The organism is Gammaproteobacteria bacterium (genome assembly GCA_021648145.1).
Taxonomy (GTDB): domain Bacteria; phylum Pseudomonadota; class Gammaproteobacteria; order JAADGQ01; family JAADGQ01; genus S141-38.
In genome coordinates, this window is record JAKITI010000009.1 from 1 (window position 1) to 20,165 (window position 20,165).

At 44.5% G+C, this 20,165-nt stretch carries 20 protein-coding genes and 1 other RNA gene; 9 read left to right on the forward strand and 12 right to left on the reverse strand.

The features are described from left to right. Positions 1-279 precede the first annotated feature (279 nt). Positions 280-1,029, reverse strand: a complete 750-nt coding sequence (locus tag L3J70_07105) for a TSUP family transporter (protein MCF6236126.1) — start codon at positions 1,027-1,029, stop codon at positions 280-282. Between the two features lie 115 nt (positions 1,030-1,144). On the opposite strand from L3J70_07105, the gene L3J70_07110 reads away from it, so the two are divergent. Continuing rightward, positions 1,145-1,477 (forward strand): hypothetical protein, encoded by a 333-nt coding sequence (locus L3J70_07110; protein MCF6236127.1) that lies wholly within the window; start codon positions 1,145-1,147, stop codon positions 1,475-1,477. 3 nt (positions 1,478-1,480) lie between these two features. On the opposite strand, the gene L3J70_07115 is transcribed toward L3J70_07110, so the two are convergent. The 7 genes from L3J70_07115 to L3J70_07145 all read right to left on the reverse strand — a co-directional run bounded on the left by L3J70_07115 (position 1,481) and on the right by L3J70_07145 (position 10,286). Then, entirely contained in the window at positions 1,481-2,113 is a 633-nt protein-coding gene (locus tag L3J70_07115) for a hypothetical protein (protein ID MCF6236128.1), read from the reverse strand. Positions 2,114-2,128: 15 nt separating this feature from the next. Next, the gene (locus L3J70_07120; GenBank protein ID MCF6236129.1) at positions 2,129-4,633 is read right to left on the reverse strand and encodes a S8 family serine peptidase; all 2,505 of its coding nucleotides are present in this window, start codon (positions 4,631-4,633) and stop codon (positions 2,129-2,131) included. Between the two features lie 220 nt (positions 4,634-4,853). Continuing rightward, positions 4,854-6,119 (reverse strand): UbiH/UbiF/VisC/COQ6 family ubiquinone biosynthesis hydroxylase, encoded by a 1,266-nt coding sequence (locus L3J70_07125; GenBank protein ID MCF6236130.1) that lies wholly within the window; start codon positions 6,117-6,119, stop codon positions 4,854-4,856. Further along, positions 6,116-7,351, reverse strand: a complete 1,236-nt coding sequence (gene ubiH / locus L3J70_07130) for a 2-octaprenyl-6-methoxyphenyl hydroxylase (GenBank protein MCF6236131.1) — start codon at positions 7,349-7,351, stop codon at positions 6,116-6,118. The genes L3J70_07125 and ubiH overlap by 4 nt, the downstream gene beginning before the upstream one ends. Then, entirely contained in the window at positions 7,336-8,355 is a 1,020-nt protein-coding gene (gene tsaD, locus L3J70_07135; protein MCF6236132.1) for a tRNA (adenosine(37)-N6)-threonylcarbamoyltransferase complex transferase subunit TsaD, read from the reverse strand. Before tsaD ends, ubiH begins: the two co-directional genes overlap by 16 nt. A gap of 38 nt (positions 8,356-8,393) precedes the next feature. After that, positions 8,394-9,704 carry a Xaa-Pro aminopeptidase gene (gene pepP, locus L3J70_07140; protein ID MCF6236133.1) on the reverse strand — a complete coding sequence of 437 codons (1,311 nt, stop codon included), beginning with the start codon at positions 9,702-9,704 and terminating at the stop codon, positions 8,394-8,396. A gap of 6 nt (positions 9,705-9,710) precedes the next feature. Next, entirely contained in the window at positions 9,711-10,286 is a 576-nt protein-coding gene (locus L3J70_07145) for a UPF0149 family protein (protein MCF6236134.1), read from the reverse strand. Positions 10,287-10,375: 89 nt separating this feature from the next. Between L3J70_07145 and L3J70_07150 the strand changes: the two genes are divergently transcribed. The 5 genes from L3J70_07150 to L3J70_07170 all read left to right on the forward strand — a co-directional run bounded on the left by L3J70_07150 (position 10,376) and on the right by L3J70_07170 (position 12,570). Further along, positions 10,376-10,603 carry a TIGR02449 family protein gene (locus L3J70_07150; protein MCF6236135.1) on the forward strand — a complete coding sequence of 76 codons (228 nt, stop codon included), beginning with the start codon at positions 10,376-10,378 and terminating at the stop codon, positions 10,601-10,603. Then, complete coding sequence (locus L3J70_07155) at positions 10,600-10,920, forward strand: cell division protein ZapA (GenBank protein ID MCF6236136.1); 321 nt, start codon at positions 10,600-10,602, stop codon at positions 10,918-10,920. Before L3J70_07150 ends, L3J70_07155 begins: the two co-directional genes overlap by 4 nt. 49 nt (positions 10,921-10,969) lie before the next feature. Then, positions 10,970-11,153: non-coding RNA, 6S RNA (ssrS, locus tag L3J70_07160), on the forward strand. A gap of 36 nt (positions 11,154-11,189) precedes the next feature. Further along, on the forward strand, positions 11,190-11,783 hold the full coding sequence (locus L3J70_07165) for a 5-formyltetrahydrofolate cyclo-ligase (GenBank protein MCF6236137.1): 594 nt from the start codon (positions 11,190-11,192) through the stop codon (positions 11,781-11,783). Between the two features lie 19 nt (positions 11,784-11,802). Beyond that, positions 11,803-12,570, forward strand: coding sequence for a WecB/TagA/CpsF family glycosyltransferase (locus tag L3J70_07170; GenBank protein MCF6236138.1), 768 nt, complete (start codon positions 11,803-11,805; stop codon positions 12,568-12,570). Between the two features lie 35 nt (positions 12,571-12,605). Here the strand turns inward: L3J70_07170 and L3J70_07175 are convergent, their stop codons facing one another. From L3J70_07175 to gpmI, 3 genes are read right to left on the reverse strand one after another with little or no spacing between them, the layout of a single operon-like run. Beyond that, positions 12,606-13,487, reverse strand: a complete 882-nt coding sequence (locus tag L3J70_07175) for a fructosamine kinase family protein (protein ID MCF6236139.1) — start codon at positions 13,485-13,487, stop codon at positions 12,606-12,608. 32 nt (positions 13,488-13,519) lie between these two features. After that, on the reverse strand, positions 13,520-14,698 hold the full coding sequence (locus L3J70_07180; protein MCF6236140.1) for a peptidoglycan DD-metalloendopeptidase family protein: 1,179 nt from the start codon (positions 14,696-14,698) through the stop codon (positions 13,520-13,522). 39 nt (positions 14,699-14,737) lie between these two features. Next, complete coding sequence (gene gpmI / locus L3J70_07185; GenBank protein ID MCF6236141.1) at positions 14,738-16,294, reverse strand: 2,3-bisphosphoglycerate-independent phosphoglycerate mutase; 1,557 nt, start codon at positions 16,292-16,294, stop codon at positions 14,738-14,740. Between the two features lie 186 nt (positions 16,295-16,480). Here gpmI and L3J70_07190 point away from each other — a divergent pair, with 186 nt between their 5' ends. From L3J70_07190 to L3J70_07200, 3 genes are read left to right on the forward strand one after another with little or no spacing between them, the layout of a single operon-like run. Continuing rightward, positions 16,481-16,903, forward strand: a complete 423-nt coding sequence (locus L3J70_07190; protein ID MCF6236142.1) for a rhodanese-like domain-containing protein — start codon at positions 16,481-16,483, stop codon at positions 16,901-16,903. Positions 16,904-16,938: 35 nt separating this feature from the next. After that, positions 16,939-17,436 (forward strand): protein-export chaperone SecB, encoded by a 498-nt coding sequence (gene secB, locus L3J70_07195; GenBank protein MCF6236143.1) that lies wholly within the window; start codon positions 16,939-16,941, stop codon positions 17,434-17,436. After that, positions 17,417-18,433: an NAD(P)-dependent glycerol-3-phosphate dehydrogenase gene (locus tag L3J70_07200; GenBank protein ID MCF6236144.1), complete on the forward strand. Its 1,017-nt coding sequence runs from the start codon at positions 17,417-17,419 to the stop codon at positions 18,431-18,433. The genes secB and L3J70_07200 overlap by 20 nt, the downstream gene beginning before the upstream one ends. A gap of 54 nt (positions 18,434-18,487) precedes the next feature. On the opposite strand, the gene L3J70_07205 is transcribed toward L3J70_07200, so the two are convergent. Beyond that, positions 18,488-20,104 (reverse strand): bacteriohemerythrin, encoded by a 1,617-nt coding sequence (locus L3J70_07205; protein MCF6236145.1) that lies wholly within the window; start codon positions 20,102-20,104, stop codon positions 18,488-18,490. Positions 20,105-20,165: the final 61 nt, after the last annotated feature.

Here is a 20,165-nt window from a genome sequence, read left to right on the forward strand (position 1 = left end):
TATGGCGGCTCCTGACGAAAGAATAAACAGACTTGATAACAAGTGTGTTCGGTAGAAGTTCTTGCGTGATCTCATAGTGTGAGTCCCCTCTTGTAACAACATGAGAGACAACCTTGTCAAAAAATTAATCCTTAACAAACAAATGACATATTTTTATATTTATTTTTATACTTAATCCGCTTAAACAAATATTTCTTACCTTATTACTAAGGTAAGAGCGGTAAGAATACCATCGGCCATAATAATTTTTACTTTAATTTTTTTATTTTGTGAGCAAATCTACAAAATAACACTCCATAATCCCAGCCCACTAATCACAACTAACACGCCACCCACCACCTGTTTAAACAGTCGGTTATTTTTCAAAATTGCATCATGGAATTTTAATCCGATTATATGGCCGATCGCTGCTGCGGGCAGTAATAACAGCGAAAACTGCCAATTCAGCTCCACACTAAATGCAACAAAGGTGCTCATTTTAATGCCCACCAATACAAACCAAAGCACAAACAAGGTATTGCGCAGCTGTTCAAAAGCAACATTACGCATATAAACAGCCACCATTAATGGCGCACCCGTCAGCGACATACCCGCCACATACCCCCCAAATAGCAGTAACAACTTATCACTCCACTCCTGATTGCTATGAATCACTATATTGAATAGCCACACCAATGCATAAAAGAGTGTCACAGAGTAGATGAAGATCACCAGCCACTGGTTAGGTAAAGTAATTAAACCAAAAACTCCCACCAAAGCAGGCGGAATAATGAAGAGACTGGATTTGCGTAGGTAAGCCCAATCTACATCATGAAGGCGAGTGCGCAGCGTGAGAGCAGAAAAAAATAGCAGGTGCAAACCAATGACCGGCAGCCAGAATATGGGCTGGTCATAGATAAACAGCATCAACGGCAACCCCAGTGCCGCCCCTCCAAAACCTAAACCGCTACGAACAAAGCCCGTCCAGACAAAAATCAATCCGATAAAAATCAGTTGCGTGGCATCAAAACCCAAAAGTAAGTGACTCATTTTTGTTTATTGTTCATGGCTTATTCAGAGATTTTTTCATAGATAAAATGAAAACAGTGTAAAATTAATCATCGTCAGTTGCTAACAATAAAGCAATCACAAAGGAGAAGCCGAAATGCTTAACGAACATGCCCCCACCTCAACCAAAACAATTGCCACCGTTGTTTATGCTTTGCAAGCCGTTTCATTTTTTCTTGGTATTACACTTATTATTGCGGTTGTTATTAATTACATTAAAAGGGAGAGTGTTCAAGGAACCTGGCTGGAGTCCCACTTCAGGTGGCAAATACGCACTTTTTGGTTCAGTTTGTTATGGGGCGCTATTGGATTTATAACCATATTTATTGGTATTGGATATGTCATCTTGATCGCCAATATGATCTGGCTTATTTATCGCATCGTCAAAGGCTGGCTGCGACTGAATGATGAGCAGGAGATGTATGTTTAGGAACTACCGCGCAACGACTTCCTGCCACCAGTTGGGCGAAGCCAATACGACATCATCTGTTTCGTAAATTCGATTCGCAGTTTTAAGAGAGTCCAGCCCTGACTCTGTCTGTATCAGAAAAGTATTCGGCGCAAATGTTAGAGGTTTGATCACAGTTAAAGCATGCGCATCAAACCATGCCTCTATCTCTTTCTGGCTCCAGTCAGGCTTCATTTGAACCAGAACATTCCCTGGCAGAGCCCTTTTTACTCCATGAGTTGATGCCGTATCATGCAATACAGGAGAGAGATTGCTGTCCGTTCCGGACTTTAAGCTTCTAGCAACCGCTTTGGTTGAGGTGTGATCCTTAATCTTCCACAAGCGAATATAGGGTGATTTTACATCAACTTCTTTCGCGGCATAAAGTGACCTTAGCTGAGCGCTTGTTTCAGGCTTTAACTTGAATTCAGCGATTAACTCCGGATTCACCCAGACGGATTTTTTCCGATCCCCGTCATACCAAAAGTAATGCGGTAACTCCGCAAGCCCAGCTTCACCCATTTTCGAAGATGAACTCACCGACAAACCTGAGTGGAGCACCATCAGCCCCATGATGATGCTCACAAAAGCCCATTTACGTAACAATATTATATTCATAATAAACTATTAATCCTAAGTTCCGTAAAAGGTCAGCCCCCATGACTGAAATGTCCCTTTATCACTCGAACTCTTGTCTCTAATAATTAACTGCCAATCTCCATCTGCACTTTCACCGAAGTGGCGTGCTGAACCAAAGCGCCATGCATCATAAGGCGCACATCCACCAAACCTACCATCACACTTATGCTTTTCTGCTAAACGACTCTCTGTTCCTGTTGTCACATTAACCAATATTATTTCCAGATCACCAGAGTAAGTGTGATCCGCAGCACTAAATTTGATTTCAACAAACTCAAGTTGACTGATGCCACTCGAACTTACACTCAAAGTTGAATCAGAAGAGGTGCCATCATTATCTCCAATTGGTTTATTAACATTATCAGCCTGTATCGAAAACTTTTTCTCAGCCCCCAAAAAATCCCAGTTTTTTGCTAACAAAACAGCAGCCTCCGCATCCACCACGCCAAAGCCATAGTTATGGTTCACATGCAGCCCTGCGCCATTTATTTTCCAATCGGATTGATCTGGATCATTTTTTTTCGCGCTGTGCGCTAAAATAGCGTGAACGTCACGCCACCCTAATTCAGGATTGGCCTGCAGTATCAGCGCGGCCACACCAGATACCATCGGCGCTGCAGCAGAAGTTCCATTAAAACAATCGGTGTAATCATCAGCACTATAACCACTACTTCCAGTGTTATCTGTCGTCACAATGCCATGTTTTTTACAATCCTCTCCCCCCGGAGCACTGACTAACAGATTCGCTCCCTGCTCACTGTCAATAGAGCGTTGGCCTGAATTATTCACTGAGCCCACGGCGATAACGCCCCGATAATTCGCATAGCCATCGTAATTTGAATTATCACTGAAGTCCCCTGCATGGCCATTACCCGCCGCCCAAACATAAATGACCCCTAAACCATTGCGCCCAACTTTGTGCCCCGTTTCATCAATCGCCGTACGCCAGAGAGCCGAAGAATCAAAAAGTATCCCTCTGTAATCAGGAACCCCCCAGCTATTATTAGAGATGTGGTTGTCTACTGCGTCTCGAGTCATCGCATCAGCTTCATTCTCATCAGTCTGCTCCATCAAATAGTTATATCCGACCAGCTCAGCACGAGGCGCAATCCCTCTAACGCCCACGCCATTCAAATCCCGAGCAGCAATGATGCCTGCGACACTAGTGCCATGCTTACTCCCTTGTGATGGATCAGTTCCCTCATCAGAATAGTTATAACTTTTACCGGGTACTACGTTTGCTTTTAGATCTTCGTGCCCAATTTCCAGTCCGTCGTCAACAACAACAATGCGAACCCCTTCCCCACGACATGAGCTCTCAAGGCAATTGCTCCAAACGGGCTCGACATTAATATCTTCACCCACAATGCCTAGAATTCCATCATTACCCGCTTGCCCTGTATTTTTCAGATGCCACTGGCCTGAAAATAAAGGGTCGTTACTGTAAATTTCCCAATGATAGGTTGCCGCCTGACCTTCGTTGGTAGCCGCATCAATCGCCCAAACTTTGAATGTGCGATCACCCGCCTTCAGACCTGTATAATTTACAGGACTGGTGCAACTCTCAAAATTACCGTCATCAAGACTGCATTTAAACGAAGCGTCTGCCTCTGACTCAAACAAAAAAATAGCATCAGTTAGCTCTGTGGGCTGAGGAAAAGGATCATTTGTAATATTTGTATCGGGCGGTGTGGTATCAATTTCCCATTGGTAAACTGCATCTGTGGGATCCATATTTCCTGCAATATCAATGGCTCGGACTTTGAATGTGTAACTGCCTTCAACCAGGTCTTCGTAGGTTGTAGGGGTGCTACAATTAACAAACGAACTATCATCAAGGCTGCACTCAAACGAAGCCTCTGCCTCCGTGGCTGTAAAAGAAAACTCAGCCCGAGTTGAGCCCGTCGCAGAAGAAGGGCGCTTTGTAATATTTGTATCGGGCGGTGTGGTATCAATATCCCATTGGTAAACTGCATCCGTAGAATCTGCATTTCCTGCAATATCAATGGCTCGAACTTTGAATGTATGACTGCCTTCAGCCAGGTTCTCGTAGCTTGCAGGGTTGCTACAGTCAGCAAAATCACTACCATCAAGGCTGCATTCAAACGAAGCCTCTGCCTCCGTGGCTGTAAAAAAAAACTCAGCCAGGGTTGAATTCATCACGGAAGAAGGGCGCTTTGTAATATTTGTATCGGGCGGTGTGGTATCAATACCCCATTGGTAAACTGCATCCGTGGGATCCGTATTTCCCGCAATATCAATGGCTCGGACTTTGAATGTGTGATCACCCACCGTCAGGCCTTCATAGTTTACAGGGCTGGTACAACTAACAAACTCACTACCATCAAGGCTGCACTCAAACGAAGCCTTTGTCTCCGTGGCTGTAAAAAAAAACTCAGCCAGGGTTGAATTCATCACGGAAGAAGGACTCTTTGTGATATTTGTATCCGGTGGTGTGATATCACCACCGCTAGAGCTGCCACCGCATGCTGTCAGCATAATAATAGCGAAGGCTATTGATAAATATTTTGTTAATATAACCAACTTAATTTATTCCAACAAACCCGCAAAAAACCTTCAGTATATTTCTAAAAGAACACATATAAATGGTAACAGATAAAGGGTTTTACTTTAAATAGAGAGAGACTTTAGCACGAAGAGCATACTTTCGCTGTTATAACCAAATTAAGATATTAAAAATATCAGCCTAAATTCAAATTTATTGCTTTAGGTCACTATCAGTTTTTTCACTAAAAGTACGTTGTACTGATCCGTTTATTCGACAAGCCTTTGGTAAATCGCCCTTATACCCCATGCCATATTTAACAAAGAAGTTTTTAAGTGGTGTGGCTCTGTTCGTCACATTCAATCCAAGGTGACGCATGAATTGAACGGGGGCGGCTTGGTTACTGAAGAGGCGTTTGAAGCCGTCCATAGCGGCGAGCATGGCGAGGTTGTCGCCTTTGCGCCAACGTTCAAAACGACGTAAAACTTGATGAGAGCCGATATTTTTACCCGCTTGGTGCGCATCCAGAATCACTTCAGCAAGTGCCGCTGCATCAAGTAGCCCTAAATTAACGCCTTGACCGGCAAGAGGGTGAACCGCGTGAGCGGAATCTCCGGCCAGCGCCAGGCGTGGACGGGTGTAGTCGGTGGTGTGTTGCAGTTTGAGTTGGAACGCTCCGCGTTGGCCAACTTCTGTAATTGCCCCTAGCTTGTTTTCAAAAGCTTGCTCTAACTCTTGTTTGAACAGATTAGCATCCATCGCGACCAGTTGGTCGGCTTGCGATGGCGAGGTCGACCAGACAATCGAACTGTAACCCTCTTCAAGCGGTAAAAAAGCTAAAGGGCCGGTCGGCAAAAACCGTTGCCAAGCGATGTTTTGGTGTGGTTTTTCAGTTTTAACGACAGTGACCACCGCTTTGTGATCGTACTGCCAACCTTTAGTTGTGATTCCCGCAATTTTCCGGACACGTGAATTCGCGCCATCCGTGCCGATGATTAACTTGGCGGTGAGTTTTTTACCATCATCAAGCTCCAACCAGGCATGCTCTTTTTCAAAGGCCAAGCGAGTGAAGTTGGCGGGACAGATAAGCTCAATATTGTCGAAATCATTAAAGCGCTCTACCAGAGCGGATTGGATTACGCTGTTTTCAATGATGTGACCTAAGTTAGGCTCATTGATTTCAGCGGCATCAAAGAGGATCTCGCCGTGACCGCCCGTGCTGTCCCATACGTGCATTTCATTATAAGGCGTGACTCGGCGATCTACCATGCCCTGCCAAGCACCAAGATTTTCAAAAAATCGCTGGGATGCACGGGTGATAGCAGAAACGCGAATATCAAAATTTTCAGGTGGCCACTTTAAGTTTGGCATATGGTTTTCAATGATGCCAATGCGCAGTGGGCTATCGCCAAGCGCATTGGCAATGGCTGCGCCGACCATGCCGCTGCCTACAATCAAAACATCGTAATCAGTCTTCATAACGATAATCCTCGGGTGAGCCGTGACTGTTTACCTGCAATGCCCATCGCGTGTTGAGCTAATAGGCGCTTGGCGGGCGGAAAGAGATCCAGTAGCGTCAGCACTTTATTGCGTGCAATGGCCACCGGAATGAAGGGTTGAGTAAACAGGCGAACCAACGTGTCGGTGGCGGTTAAAACCGTACGATAATCTTGCTTTCGTGTCTCAGCATACTGCTCAAGAATATTGATATCGCCGGGGTCACCGCCCTTTTGAGTTGTGGTTGCGATGGTTTCTGCCAGCGCTGCGACATCACGCAGCCCAAGATTAAAGCCTTGTCCCGCCAGTGGGTGCAGGGAGTGGGCTGCATTTCCAATAATGGCAATCCGCGGACGAACCTGCTCCAGCGCTTGAATCAGTTGGAGTGGATACGCGAAACGTGAGCCTACTTTTGTTAATCGACCCAAGCGATAACCAAAACGCTCTTGCAGCCTTTTGAGAAAGGTTTCATCATCCAGACCAAGAATTTCTTGCTGTTGATCGGTGCGAGCTGTCCAGACAACAGAGCAGCGATTTTCAGTCATCGGCAACATGGCCAGTGGCCCAGTTTCAGTGAAGCGTTCAAAAGCTCTGTTCTGATGGGGCAGTTCGGGTGTGATGTTGGTGATGATGGCGCTTTGTTGGTAATCACTGGTTTTTGTCTGAATGCCGAGCTTTTCACGTATTGCAGATTGCCCCCCATCGGCTGCGACTAATAAACGGGTGGTCATGGTTTGTGGTTTGGCACTCTTTTTTGTGATTGCCAGTGTGATGTGATCGGGGTTTGACTCAAGCTCTGTCCAGCGAGCGGGGCAGATAAAATCGATATTGGCTTGTTTTTTAATATGTGCATGAAGGGTTAGGCCAATGCTGCGACTGGGGATGACATAGCCAAGCGCTTCAACCGATTCATCCGCCGCATTTAGGCGGGTAAAGCCGCAGTGCCCTCGGTCTGAAACGTGGATTTTATCAATGGGGCAGATATCGCTCTGAAGTTCGTCCCAAACGCCAATACTTTTAAGAATGCAGCGGCTTCCGTAAGAGAGCGCGATGATTCGGTCATCATAACTGGGTTGAATTTTGGCAGAAAGAGGGGTGCTTTCGATGATTCCAATGCGTAACGGCTGATTGGAAAGTGCAGCCGCAAGACTGATGCCAACCATACCGCCGCCAATAATGAGAATGTCGTAATCAATTTTTACGGGGCGGGGCATAACTCCTCCATAGGCCATCGAGCCCGGGCATTAAATTCAAGCGATTCATGTTGACCCGCTTTGAGCCTTAAATAACCCGCATAGGCAATCATGGCACCATTATCGGTGCAAAACTCAAAACGTGGGTAAAAAACTTCGCTTTGTAACTTTTCTGAAAGCAGGTTCAACCGTTCACGAAGCCGCTCATTGGCTCCGACACCTCCGGCAATCACAAGTCGTTTAATGCCTGTTTGTTTGAGAGCGCGTTGGCATTTAATAGCGACAGTATCGACGACCGCCTCTTGAAAGGCGCAGGCAATGTCGGCTTTGGTCTGCTCATCGGGTGAGTCAAATTGATGAAGCGTATTGACTGAAAATGTTTTGAGGCCACTGAAACTGAAATCAAGCCCAGGACGATTGGTCATCGGACGTGGGAAGTGAAAGCGGTCAGGGTTGCCTTGCTTCGCCGCTTCGGCAATCGCAGGGCCACCAGGATAACTGAGACCGAGCATTTTAGCGGTTTTATCAAACGCCTCACCGGCGGCATCGTCGAGAGTTTCGCCTAACAGCTCATAGCGACCCACGCCCTCAACTTTAATAAGCTGTGTATGTCCACCAGAAACGAGTAAAGCAATAAAGGGAAATTGGGGCGGATTATCTTCTAGCATGGAGGCCAACAGGTGACCTTCCATATGGTGAACAGCAATCGCGGGCACTTGCCAGGCGAGCGCAAGGCTTCGACCAATTGAGGTGCCGACAAGCAGAGCGCCGATCAGGCCAGGGCCTGAGGTGTAAGCAACGCCTTGAATCTCTTGTGCTGAAACATCCGCCTCTTTCATAACCTGCTTAATCAGCGGAATCGTTTTGCGAATATGGTCACGAGAAGCCAGCTCAGGCACTACGCCGCCATATTCTGCATGAAGTGCAATTTGACTATGAAGCACATGCGCCATAATGCCTTGACTGGCATCATAAATAGCGATACCTGTTTCATCACATGAAGTTTCAATTCCGAGTATTCGCATGTAGATATAGTACCTGAAAAATCAGTTGGATCACGGTTTCATTGTTTGTTGCACTGATCTTCAATATCGGCAATAGTTTTTGGTGCGCCGTGTGTAAGCACTTCATTTCCATCACTCGTTACCAATATATTGTCTTCAATACGAATGCCGATATTCCACCACTTTTTTGCAATACCTTTGCTTCCAGATGCGATATAAAGACCCGGCTCAATGGTTAAAACCATACCCGGCTCAAAGGTTCGCCATTTTTTGTCGCGCTTGTAATCACCGACATCATGCACATCCATACCAAGCCAGTGGCCAGTGCTGTGCATATAAAAAAGCTTGTAAGCCTCTTTTTTTATGAGCTCCCTAGGTGTTCCCTTCAGTAGCCCCAGCTTAATAAGCCCTTTGGTGAGCTCTAATACAGCAGCAGTATGAGGCGCATTCCAGTGATTGCCTGGTTTTACTTTTTTGATCGCAGCCTGTTGCGCTTTGAGAACGACTTCATAAAGAGCGCGTTGTTCAGTGTTAAAGCGACCATTAATGGGGAAGGTGCGTGTGATGTCTGCGGCATAAAGGTCATATTCTGCACCGGCATCAATAAGTAGAAGCTCTCCATCATTCAGTGGCATGTTATTTTCTGTGTAGTGCAAAATGCATGCATTTTCACCTCCGGCAACAATGGAGGAGTAGGCTGAATCACGGCAGCCCATACGGTTAAACTCGTGTGAAATTTCTGCTTCAACCTCATATTCCATCATGCCTGGCTGACAGAATTGCATTGCACGGCGATGGGCATTGGCTGAAATTATTGCAGCCTTGCGCATCGCTTTGATTTCAGCGCTGCTTTTAAAAAGGCGCATCTCGTGCAGTAAAGGTTCAATTCCGATAAAGTCAGTGGGTACGCTAACGCCTTTGCGAGCCATTGCGCGTACCTGTTTAACCCAGCTCATGAGCTGTTGGTCAAAAGCCTGACTCTCTCCTAATGTACAATAAATTTGTTGGCGATCTTTGATGAGCTCAGGAAGATATTGGTCTACTTCCTGAATCGGTCGCGCCTCATCGGCACCCCATTGCTTTTGAGCACCCTCCAGGCCTGCGCGTTTACCATTCCAAATCTCTTTTTCTTGATCTCTTTCACGGCAAAACAGAACAAACTGCCCTTGCTTTCGTCCTGGAATGAGAACCATAAGGGCTTCAGGCTCTGTAAATCCCGTGAGATAAGCAAAATTACTGTTTGGGCGAAAAGGGTAGTTGACATCACTATTGCGTTGCTGCTCAAGCGATGTGGGTAAAATAGCAATATTACCCACCCCAATTTTTTTCATGAGCCGCTTGCGGCGCAGGAAGAACTCTTTATTATCCATAATAATCTAATGTAATTGTGGGGGTGTTTTGAATGGCTGCAACTCTTCGTTAAGCAGCATCACAACCGTACGTACATACTCTACAATTTCATTGTAGGCACCTTCGTCTTTCTCATTGCTGTTGGCCGTATGGTGCAACGCGTGTGATATATCAACAAGATCCTGAATCGCTTCAGCCGTATCATTTTGCAGTTGATTCAGTGGTTTTTTAATACCAATACCTAGCCCATAAAGATAGCCATGGCACCAACTGGCGAGCATTTCGGTACGATAATGGAGTGGCATCTGATCTTCGGGCAAAAGTGGATAAAATGTACATTCAACATCATTGAGTTGCTGGAATGTTATTTCATATAGCTTTTTGAGTCCCTTTTGAGTTTCAATAGAAAGGTCATTTCCAAGCTCATTATCTTCGCCATCCCATAGCTGATTGATCCAGAGCGAGTCACTGAAGTGACCCTTGCTACAGAATAAACCGCATAAAATACCGTGGCACTCTGATGCGCCTATAATAATTTCTTGCTCATTCAGCAACTTATCTATGAGGTTGAAGTCAGTGGTCGAATCTGTTTTTTGTGTCAATGGTGCTTGCCCTCAAACTTTGCATTTCGTCAAAAGGGGTATGCTATCATTCTATCTGCTTGGTGGGCACTATAACTGGGTTTAAATGAATGTTTGAAAAAGAAAATGATGAAATCACCACTGTTTCGAAGTTGGAAAGTAGTATTAATGATCTATTGTTGACTTGTCAGCAGCTAACAGATGAGAATCGCGCACTTAAAAAAAAGCAGGCTGAGTGGCCTGTGGAGCGTTCATGTCTTTTAGAAAAAAATGAGAGGGTGCGCGCTCGTTTGGAATTGATGATTTCACGACTTAAAATGATGGAGGTTGAATTATGAGTCAGAACGATGAGCCAGAGCCGATTTTAATTAATATTTTCGGAAAAGAGTATCAGGTTGCCTGTAAAAAAGAGGAGCGGCCTGCGTTGGTCTCGGCATCGGATCTTCTTGACTCCAGAATGCGAGAAATTCGCAAGGCGGGTAAAGTGCTGGGGACTGAGCGAGTGGCTGTGATGGCTGCACTTAATTTTGCGCACGAATTAACTATCAGCCAGAAAAATGAATATAAAAACAACGATGCTGCTTTTGAAAAAATAAAAGTATTACAAGAGAAAATAGACACCGCGCTCGCATTGAATAAAGGTGAACCAAAGTGAAAATTAAGCTACCCAAGCTTATAGTTCTGAGTTAAACTGAAAATCAAGGCATACTCTGCAACGTTTGCCAGTTTGTCTGAGATGGTCTTGGGCCTAATATATATCTCAGGGAACGCGTCCCCGACGCTGTTGTGCATACCCGCTTTGCTGCGGGTCGCCTGATGCGTCATATGTGTACCCACTTGAACCCTTGGTTCAAGACTGATGACAACAAGCGGCGCTTGCGGATATGCCTCCTCTTTGTATACTCAACTCAAACTTAAAAACAGATGTCGCTTTCAAAAAAGCAACTACGCCAACAGATGCGCAACATGCGTCGCTCACTGGGTGATTCTGACCGCCATGAAGCCTCTGTACGGGTGGCTCAATCCTTATCGAAAAACAGGTTATTTCAGCGTTCACACCGAATTGCACTTTACCTACCCCATGATGGAGAGCTAGATCCCACACCAACATTAGATATCATTCGGAACTTAAATAAACAGAGTTATTTACCGGTGATACAACCATTTTATTCAAACCGCCTGATGTTTACTTCTTATAATACAAAAAGTCGCATGCAGAATAATAAATATGGCATTCCAGAACCCATTGCTTCAGCTTGCTCCATTGTACCCGCCTGGGCTTTGGATTTGGTGCTGCTGCCTTTGGTCGCTTTTGATATAAAAGGGCACCGTATGGGGATGGGGGGAGGGTATTATGATCGTACTTTTAACTTTTTACATCATCGCCAACATTGGAAAAAGCCCTGTTTGATGGGGCTGGCGTACGATTTTCAAAAACTAGATGCTATTCCACATGACCCTTGGGATATTCCATTATCGGGTGTAATAACGGAAAAAAACTTGTATCTTAACGAGTGAATTTCCTAGGAAAAAACATATGAATCAAAACTCTATGAAGCGTATAGAAGTTCTCGGCTGCCCTATGGATGTGGCAACAGAGAGTGATACTGTAAGTGTGATTGCAGAGAGAGTCGAGCAGAGACGCTTTACACAGCATGTTGTTGTGAATGTAGCGAAAGTGGTCAATATGCGTAAGGATGCTGTACTGGATGCATCAGTTCGCTCTTGCGATATCATTAATATTGATGGTATGGGGGTTGTTCTGGGAGCTCGGATGTTAGGGCATGACGTTCCTGAGCGTGTTGCTGGCGTTGATCTGTTTCATGCACTATTGCGGATGAGTGCCGAGCGAGGTTATCCAGTATTTTTATTGGGTGCTGAAGATGAAGTTGTCACTGAAGCGCGCCACCAAGTCGAGAAACTTTATCCAGGGTTGATTGTAGCAGGTCATCATCATGGCTATTTCTGGGATGATGAAGGTGCTGTGGTGAGTAAAATAAAAGAGTCGGGAGCCCGTTTATTATTTGTTGCGATTACTTCACCGAAAAAAGAGAACTTTATTAACCAGTGGCAAGAGCAACTCGGTGTTAATTTTGTAATGGGAGTGGGGGGCACTTTTGATGTGGTTGCCGGGAAGGTTAAAAGGGCTCCACAATGGATGCAAAACTACGGACTTGAGTGGTTTTATCGTGTTTTACAGGAACCAGGGCGAATGTGGAAACGCTATTTAGTCACAAACAGTCTGTTTTTATGGATGCTGTTAAAAGAAAAAGCCAAACAGCGCATGAATAAGCAAGCAAGGTGATCAGGTGATTTCGAGACCGTTCCTAACAGGGATTATTAGCCAATAGTGCTTAATAATTCATCAATCATATGTTGCGCCTGTGATAGATAGCCCGACCCAAAAAGGTTTAGATGGTTCAATATGTGATAAAGGTTATAAAGTGCTTTACGGCTGGGATAATCATCACTGAGTGGGTAGGCTTCATTGTAGGCTTTATAAAACAGGGGCGGAAAACCACCAAAAAGCTCTGTCATGGCTAAGTCCGTCTCTCTGTCACCATAATAAACTGCGGGGTCAAAAACGAAAGGTTGACCCTGCGCATCAAACCCATAGTTTCCTGACCATAAATCACCATGCAAAATAGTCGGCGCGGGTTTGTGGCCAGAAAAAAATTGATCGAGGTGAGTGACGAGCTGCTCACCTCGCCTCTGCAAATCTCCTCTGTAGCCATGGCGAGCTGCGAGTTCTAATTGATACACTAGGCGATTTTCTTTCCAAAATTGACTCCACGTTTCTTTCTGGCTATTTATTTGTGAGGTGGAACCAATGGTATTGTCTTGAAACCAGCCATAATAAGGAGCTTGTGCTTTGTGTAATGCGGCCAATTGCTGCCCAAGCAATTCGAAATTACCTGAGGGGCTAAAATGAATATATTCAAGCACTAAAAATGCGTGTTTATCCGCTTGGCCACAACAAATGGGGGGTGGAGTACGAATTGTTTGGCTGTTGATAATTTCATTGAGCCCGCTCATTTCCGCTTTGAACATGAGAAACTTTGAGGCATCATTAATTTTGACGAAATATTTTTGCCCTGATTTACTTTCCAGAAGGTAAGAGGCATTGATGCAGCCGCCACCGACAGGGTGATGCTGGTGGCATATAAATGTTTGGTTTGTTGCTATTGAGATCTCTTTTGCAATGATTTTCCATGGAGGCATTTTTCTTTCCTAGATTGACTTGGCCACTACATTTATGAGCTTGAAGCCTTGCACCACAACAACGGGTTAACGGGTTTGCCCTGGTTACGCACCTCAAAATAGAGACCCGCCTGATTGCGCCCGCCACTGAGACCCACACTTGCAATCACTTCACCTTTTTCAACCCAGTCACCGACTTCAAGATAGAGGCTCTGGTTATACCCATACAAACTCATATAACCACCCCCATGATCAATAATCAATAACAAGCCATAACCACGTAACCAATCAGAAAAGGCAATGCGTCCAGGTGCAATTGCCTGAACATCGCGCCCCTCTTTTGCATCAATAATAATGCCGCGCAATTTCAAGCCACTCTCTTTATCACGTATACCACCAAAACGGGTTGAAACTTTCCCTTTTACCGGCAGTTTCAGGCTGCCCTTCAATGATACAAATGGTTTACGCTCACCTTTCTCCTTAGGAATATCAGCCAACGCTTTGCGCAGTCCTGATAGTAACTTTCCCAACAGTTTTTCATCTGATTTCAAGTTCTCAAGCAGTTGGCTTTTATCACGCACCTCTGCATCCAGCTTGACCAGCAATGATCGCCGGTCATGACTGCGCCTGCTTAATCGGTTTTTTTTAGATTTTTGCGTTTGATACAATGTTTCAATTGACTGGACTTTCTTTCCAATACGCTCTTCCAGCAACTTAAGCTCAGTTAAACGAAGATTAATTTCAGCAATTTTTTTTGCGCGTGCTTTATTAAAATATTCGTAATAGACCCATGTTCGACTGACTGCCGATGGATCTTCCTGATTCAATAAAAACTTAAGCGGCCCTTGTCGACCCAGCGCATAATTTGAGCGTACTAGCTGCTCAAGTTCTTTGCGTTGTGAAAAGATACCCGACTGCTGCTGATTTTTTTCTACTCCGAGCTGCTTCAATTCACGCTGCTCAGATTTTAAACTTTTTCCGAGTTGCTTTAATGAGTTATTAAGTTGGCCCATTTCACGTTCAATAGGTCTGAGTTGAACGCGTAAACTGCTCTGTTCACCCCGTGTTTTTTCGAGCTTTGAACGTAAACTGTCAATCGTGGATTGTAATTTTTTATGCTGTGAAGATTTGACCGCATAATTATCTGAAGCAAATAGAGTTGAAACTGAAAGGGATAAAAATAGAGCGACAATCAAAGAGGTCAGGGTTGATTGATTCAGAAGCCTTTTCATTATATCAAACAAGATATCAATCGACTCTACCCCCTTTGGCTAGATGAATTTCACGAGTGACGACCCATTCATTTCTGGCGGTTTTTCCAAACCCATTAAATACAGCATGGTTGGTGTGATATCTTTTAATGAACCCCGTCGATCAACTTCACCTACTAGCCCTGCCGGACGAAGCCCAACATAAACAAAGGGAACCAGGTTATTGGTATGCGCAGTATGTGGCTGACCCGTAATCTCATCTCGCATTTTTTCAGCGTTACCATGATCCGCCGTAATTAATAGATCCGCACCCGATTCCTTCACCGCTTCATAGAGTCGCCCCAAACAGGCATCCAACGCTTCAATCGCTTTAACAGCTGCCTTAAAATTACCACTATGCCCAACCATATCAGCATTCGCATAGTTACAAATAATGGCATCATAATGGCCACCTTTAATGGCTTCGACTAATTTATCCGTCACGATTGATGCGTTCATTTCGGGCTGTTTATCATAAGTACTGACTTTAGGGGATGGAATCAGCTCACGATCTTCGCCTGGAAAAGCATTCTCTTCACCGCCATTAAAAAAGAATGTCACATGAGCATATTTTTCAGTTTCAGCGACACGCAACTGCTTCAAACCCAGGCTGGATATATATTCACCAAAAGTATTTTCGAGCTGTTTTGCCTGAAAAACAACAGGCACATCAAAACTTTTGCTGTATCCTGTCAAACAGACAAATTCGGCAAGTTCAGGATGTTTATTTCGAGCAAAATCAGTGAACTCTTTCTCAAAAAATACTCGGCTGATTTGACGTGCGCGATCAGCACGAAAATTCATCATAATCATGACATCACCATCCTCAACATGAACGGCCTGACCATTTTTTGAGATCACTGTACTTTGTACAAACTCATCTGTTTCACCACGTTCATATGCAGCTTCCAAGGCGGCAATTGCGCTGGGCGCTTTAAATTCACCTTTGCTATGAGCAATCAAATCGTACGCTTTTTTCACACGATCCCAGTTATTATCCCGATCCAGAGCAAAGTATCGCCCAATCACGGAGGCAAATGAACCGCACCCCAAGCCAGAAAAACAGGCTTCCATTAATCTGATTGATTTTGCAGCACTTTTAGGTGGTGTATCTCGCCCATCAAGAAAAGCGTGAAGATAAACGCGTGTCGCACCACGTCTCACAGCCATTTTTACCGCGGACTGGATATGCACTTCATGGCTATGCACTCCGCCCGTAGATAACAACCCCATGATATGCACCGCTTTATCATTTTTGATGGCTTTATCCACCGCACCTACCAAAATAGGGTTGGTATAAAAGTCACCGCTCGTAATATCCAGATCAATACGACTCAACTCCTGATGCACGACACGCCCAGCACCGAGGTTTAAATGCCCAACCTCAGAATTACCCATCTGATCCCCAGGCAAGCCCACCTCCGCGCCAGAGGTGCAAATCAAACTGTTAGGATGCTGTTGGCACAAATGATCCCATACGGGTGTATGCGCATGATGTATCGCATTCGACTCTGTTCTTTCGCTGTATCCCCAGCCATCAAGAATAACAAGTACTGCGGGACGATGTTTTTCTGTCATAATTATCCATTTTAACCCAGATGATTTTCTGAAAATTTTTCCTTAATATTTTAGCTATACGCTAAAAATGGGCAGTATTGTATAATGCTGAGCGAGTAAAGGCTACGGTACGACTGAGCTTTCCCTCACATTTTTCAGAATTTATATTAGTCACAAACTTTAAGCTCAAGGATAAAACCGTACAACATGAATGACTTTGGAACTTTTTTCTCTGACAACATATTCCTCTTTCTAGCGCTGATTACTGTTGTAACGGCATTAATCATGTCAGAACTTCAACGCAAAATGGGAGTTAAAACACTTTCACCCTCAGAGGCCACCCACTATATAAATAAGGAAGAAGCGCTTGTTTTAGATATACGTGACAAATCAGATTTCAAAAAAGGGCATATTTCCAATGCAAAAAATATCACCAATGCCAATCTGGAAAACCGTATCGGTGAGCTTGAAAAATTCAAATCCAAACCCATTATTGTTTGCTGTAATACTGGACAAAAAGCAATCGCTGCAAGCAAAATTCTTCACAAAAAAGGCTTTGAAGCTATTTACAGACTGAATGGTGGTATGCAAGCATGGCGTGGTGAAAATATGCCAGTGATCAGTAAATAATAAATTTAGTATCTTTTTAAAAGGAAACCATAGTAATGGCCGACGCAGAAAAAAATGAGCAAACAGCTCAGGAAAAACAGTTCGCAGTACAAAATATTTATACCAAAGATATTTCTTTCGAATCCCCCAATTCTCCTCATATCTTTCGTGAACAGATGAATCTGAATATTAATCTGCAAGTCTCGAATAACGCAGCTGTACTGAATGAAAATGTCCATGAAGTTGTATTGTCTATCACCGTCACAGCCAAACTAGGCGAGGAAGAGGATGCTAAAACGGCTTATCTGGTCGAAATTCAACAAGCAGGAATTTTTCAGATCACTGGTTTTTCACAGCAAGAGTTAGGTGCCATGGTTGGCAGCTACTGCCCTAATCTGTTATTTCCTTACGCTCGTGAAGCCATCTCAAACATGGTCTCTAAAGGGGGCTTTCCTCAACTGTTACTTGCGCCTCTTAATTTTGACGCACTCTATGAACAGCACCTCAACCGTTTGAAACAACAAAAGAGTGAGAGTGGAGAAACGACTCATTAATAGCAACAACCCCATTCTCGTACTCGGTGCTGGATCGTGGGGAACCGCGCTGGCACTGGTGCTGTCTCGTAACAAACAAAATACTTTGCTGTGGGCTCATAATGCAGAGCATCTGCAACAAATGGAAAGTGAACGCTGCAATGCGCGCTATTTTCCAGACACCCCTTTTCCTGATGACCTGCATATTTGCACCTCACTAGAAGAGGCATCAACTACGCAAGATATTTTATTGGCGGTTCCTTGCATTGCTTTTCGCAGTACACTGGAAAAAGCCAAACCTTATATTAATAAAAATTCGCGCATCGCATGGGCCACCAAAGGGCTTGAGCCAGGCACAGGAAAATTATTGCATGAAGTGGCTCGTGAAGTACTGGGCGATACAATTCCACTTGCCGTTTTATCAGGACCCACATTTGCTAATGAAGTTGCAAAAGGGCTGCCCACTGCCATTACGCTAGCATCAGCAGACAAACACTTCGCTGCTCAGCTTGCAGAACGCCTTCACCAACCATCTTTTCGAGTTTATACCTCTACAGACATTATTGGTGCAGAACTTGGCGGTGCAGTTAAAAATGTACTGGCGATTGCCACAGGGATCTCTGATGGCCTGAAACTTGGAGCCAATACACGCGCCGCACTAATTACCCGTGGACTCTCCGAACTCATGCGTCTCGGAACGAAATTAGGTGGCCAGAGAGAAACTCTGATGGGGCTTACAGGGATGGGAGATATTGTTCTAACCTGCACTGATAACCAATCACGCAACCGCCGCTTTGGTTTATCAATGGCTCGTGGTAATTCAGTACAAAAGTCCCTAGAAGAGATCGGCCAAGCCGTTGAAGGGGTAAAAGGTGCAAAAGAGGTGACAGAAAAAGCCAGAAAACTTGGTGTTGAGATGCCGATTTGTGAACAAATATATCAAGTTATCTATAAAAATTTGAGCCCTCGTGATGCCGCCCAAGCACTGCTCAAACGTCGTCCGAAAACTGAAATATAAATAGTTTCAGCATGGCTCTCCCCTTGGGTTCCTTAAATCACCAACAAAGCGGAGTTAACTAATCCCTTTTTTTTTCATATAAGGTACGTATTGCTTGTCCTGTCCTTTAATATGTTTTATCAGCCACGCCTTGAGAAACTCTAGCAGCTCTTCACCAATATTTTCACCTGCATCAACCCGACGAACAAATTCAGTCACTTGGGTGATCAAAGCCTTATGAAGTTTTATATGGTTATCAAAATCTGGATAGCCACTTTTTTTCATCAAATGCTCTTCATAACTAAAATGCATGAGCGTGTAATCCACCAACCCAGACAGCACTCTACGTATCACACGCTGACTACGTTTACTCTGCACCAAATAGTTCAACTCATTGATAATATTAACCAGCATTTTGTGTTGCCGATCAATCTCTTCCACGCCCACATTCATAGAGCTATCCCAGGCAAACATCTCATCGTTTCTGCTACGGTTTACCTCATCAATCTTAAATCGATTCATCAATGAGCGCACCTCAGATGATAATGCCGACACTCGGTAACTGGACTCAAAGGCTCCATCTGCTGTCAGCGCTGTATCCTGTGATACCTCATGAACAGCAACCATGCTTTTATTAATTTCAGAAGATGAACAGGACATTTCTTCCGCTGCAGTGGCAATTTGATGGTTCATATCTGCAATTACACCAACACTACTTACGATTTCCTGTAGTGCATCACTGGTCTGTTCGGCTTGGCTGACACTGGATTCTGCCGCTTCTTTGCCGGATATCATTACATTGACCGCCTCTTTGGTACCCTTTTGCAGGCGCTCAATCATCTCCTGAATCTCTTGAGTTGATTCTTGAGTTCGGCTGGCCAAAGAGCGCACTTCATCCGCCACCACAGCAAAACCACGACCATGCTCACCCGCCCGAGCCGCCTCGATGGCAGCATTTAATGCCAATAGGTTGGTCTGCTCCGCAATATTACGAATTGTATCGAGAATCAGATTAATATTGCCGCTATCGTCTTCAACTCGCCGGATCACTTCTGCAGCATGCTTAACTTCATCGGAAAGTGCAGTAATGGTATCAATTGTTGCATCGACCACCTGCTGGCCATGATTGGCCGACTCTTGAGCTTTGGTGGTTGCATCAGAAGCCATGCTGGCATTGGCAGCCATCTCTTCAATGGTGGTACTCATCTCAGTCACCGCTGAAGCGGCCTGCTCAATATCGACAGCCTGTGCTCTGACTCTATCACCTGTAGTGCGATTAGCATCCAACATACTTGATGACAAATCAGTCAGATAGGCGCTGGAAGATTTAATAGAGATAACAGAGGAGCCAATATCAATAATGGCCGCATTGAACGCAGTCACTAGCTCACCTAGTTCATCATTACGCTTGATATTGATCAACTGAGTCAAATCGCCTTCTGCGATATCGTTGGCACGTTCAACAATTTTTTTCAGCGGGTTGATAATCCCCCTATCCAGAAACAGATAGAACCCTATAAAAGCAACCAGCATCATAACCAGCCATGCCATTATTGCCCATACAATGATAGCATCAGCATTTTCAACGGCATATTGCAGTGAATAGAACACCACACCCGCCATACTGGACGCAACCAGCATTACGACTCCGAGCATGATTAATGCTTTAGTTTTTAAACTATCTATTTTCACTGGTTCATTCCTTTGTTGCCACATGTCATAAGCAGGTTGCTACATAAGTCGGACAAACCAG

Coding starts and splice junctions, on each gene's coding strand:
- L3J70_07105 (MCF6236126.1), bottom strand. CDS start 1,029: ATGAGTCACTTACTTTTGGGTTTTGATGCCACGCAACTGATTTTTATC.
- L3J70_07110 (MCF6236127.1), top strand. CDS start 1,145: ATGCTTAACGAACATGCCCCCACCTCAACCAAAACAATTGCCACCGTT.
- L3J70_07115 (MCF6236128.1), bottom strand. CDS start 2,113: ATGAATATAATATTGTTACGTAAATGGGCTTTTGTGAGCATCATCATG.
- L3J70_07120 (MCF6236129.1), bottom strand. CDS start 4,633: ATGCTGACAGCATGCGGTGGCAGCTCTAGCGGTGGTGATATCACACCA.
- L3J70_07125 (MCF6236130.1), bottom strand. CDS start 6,119: ATGAAGACTGATTACGATGTTTTGATTGTAGGCAGCGGCATGGTCGGC.
- ubiH (MCF6236131.1), bottom strand. CDS start 7,351: ATGCCCCGCCCCGTAAAAATTGATTACGACATTCTCATTATTGGCGGC.
- tsaD (MCF6236132.1), bottom strand. CDS start 8,355: ATGCGAATACTCGGAATTGAAACTTCATGTGATGAAACAGGTATCGCT.
- pepP (MCF6236133.1), bottom strand. CDS start 9,704: ATGGATAATAAAGAGTTCTTCCTGCGCCGCAAGCGGCTCATGAAAAAA.
- L3J70_07150 (MCF6236135.1), top strand. CDS start 10,376: ATGTTTGAAAAAGAAAATGATGAAATCACCACTGTTTCGAAGTTGGAA.
- L3J70_07155 (MCF6236136.1), top strand. CDS start 10,600: ATGAGTCAGAACGATGAGCCAGAGCCGATTTTAATTAATATTTTCGGA.
- L3J70_07165 (MCF6236137.1), top strand. CDS start 11,190: ATGTCGCTTTCAAAAAAGCAACTACGCCAACAGATGCGCAACATGCGT.
- L3J70_07170 (MCF6236138.1), top strand. CDS start 11,803: ATGAATCAAAACTCTATGAAGCGTATAGAAGTTCTCGGCTGCCCTATG.
- L3J70_07175 (MCF6236139.1), bottom strand. CDS start 13,487: ATGCCTCCATGGAAAATCATTGCAAAAGAGATCTCAATAGCAACAAAC.
- L3J70_07180 (MCF6236140.1), bottom strand. CDS start 14,698: ATGAAAAGGCTTCTGAATCAATCAACCCTGACCTCTTTGATTGTCGCT.
- gpmI (MCF6236141.1), bottom strand. CDS start 16,294: ATGACAGAAAAACATCGTCCCGCAGTACTTGTTATTCTTGATGGCTGG.
- L3J70_07190 (MCF6236142.1), top strand. CDS start 16,481: ATGAATGACTTTGGAACTTTTTTCTCTGACAACATATTCCTCTTTCTA.
- secB (MCF6236143.1), top strand. CDS start 16,939: ATGGCCGACGCAGAAAAAAATGAGCAAACAGCTCAGGAAAAACAGTTC.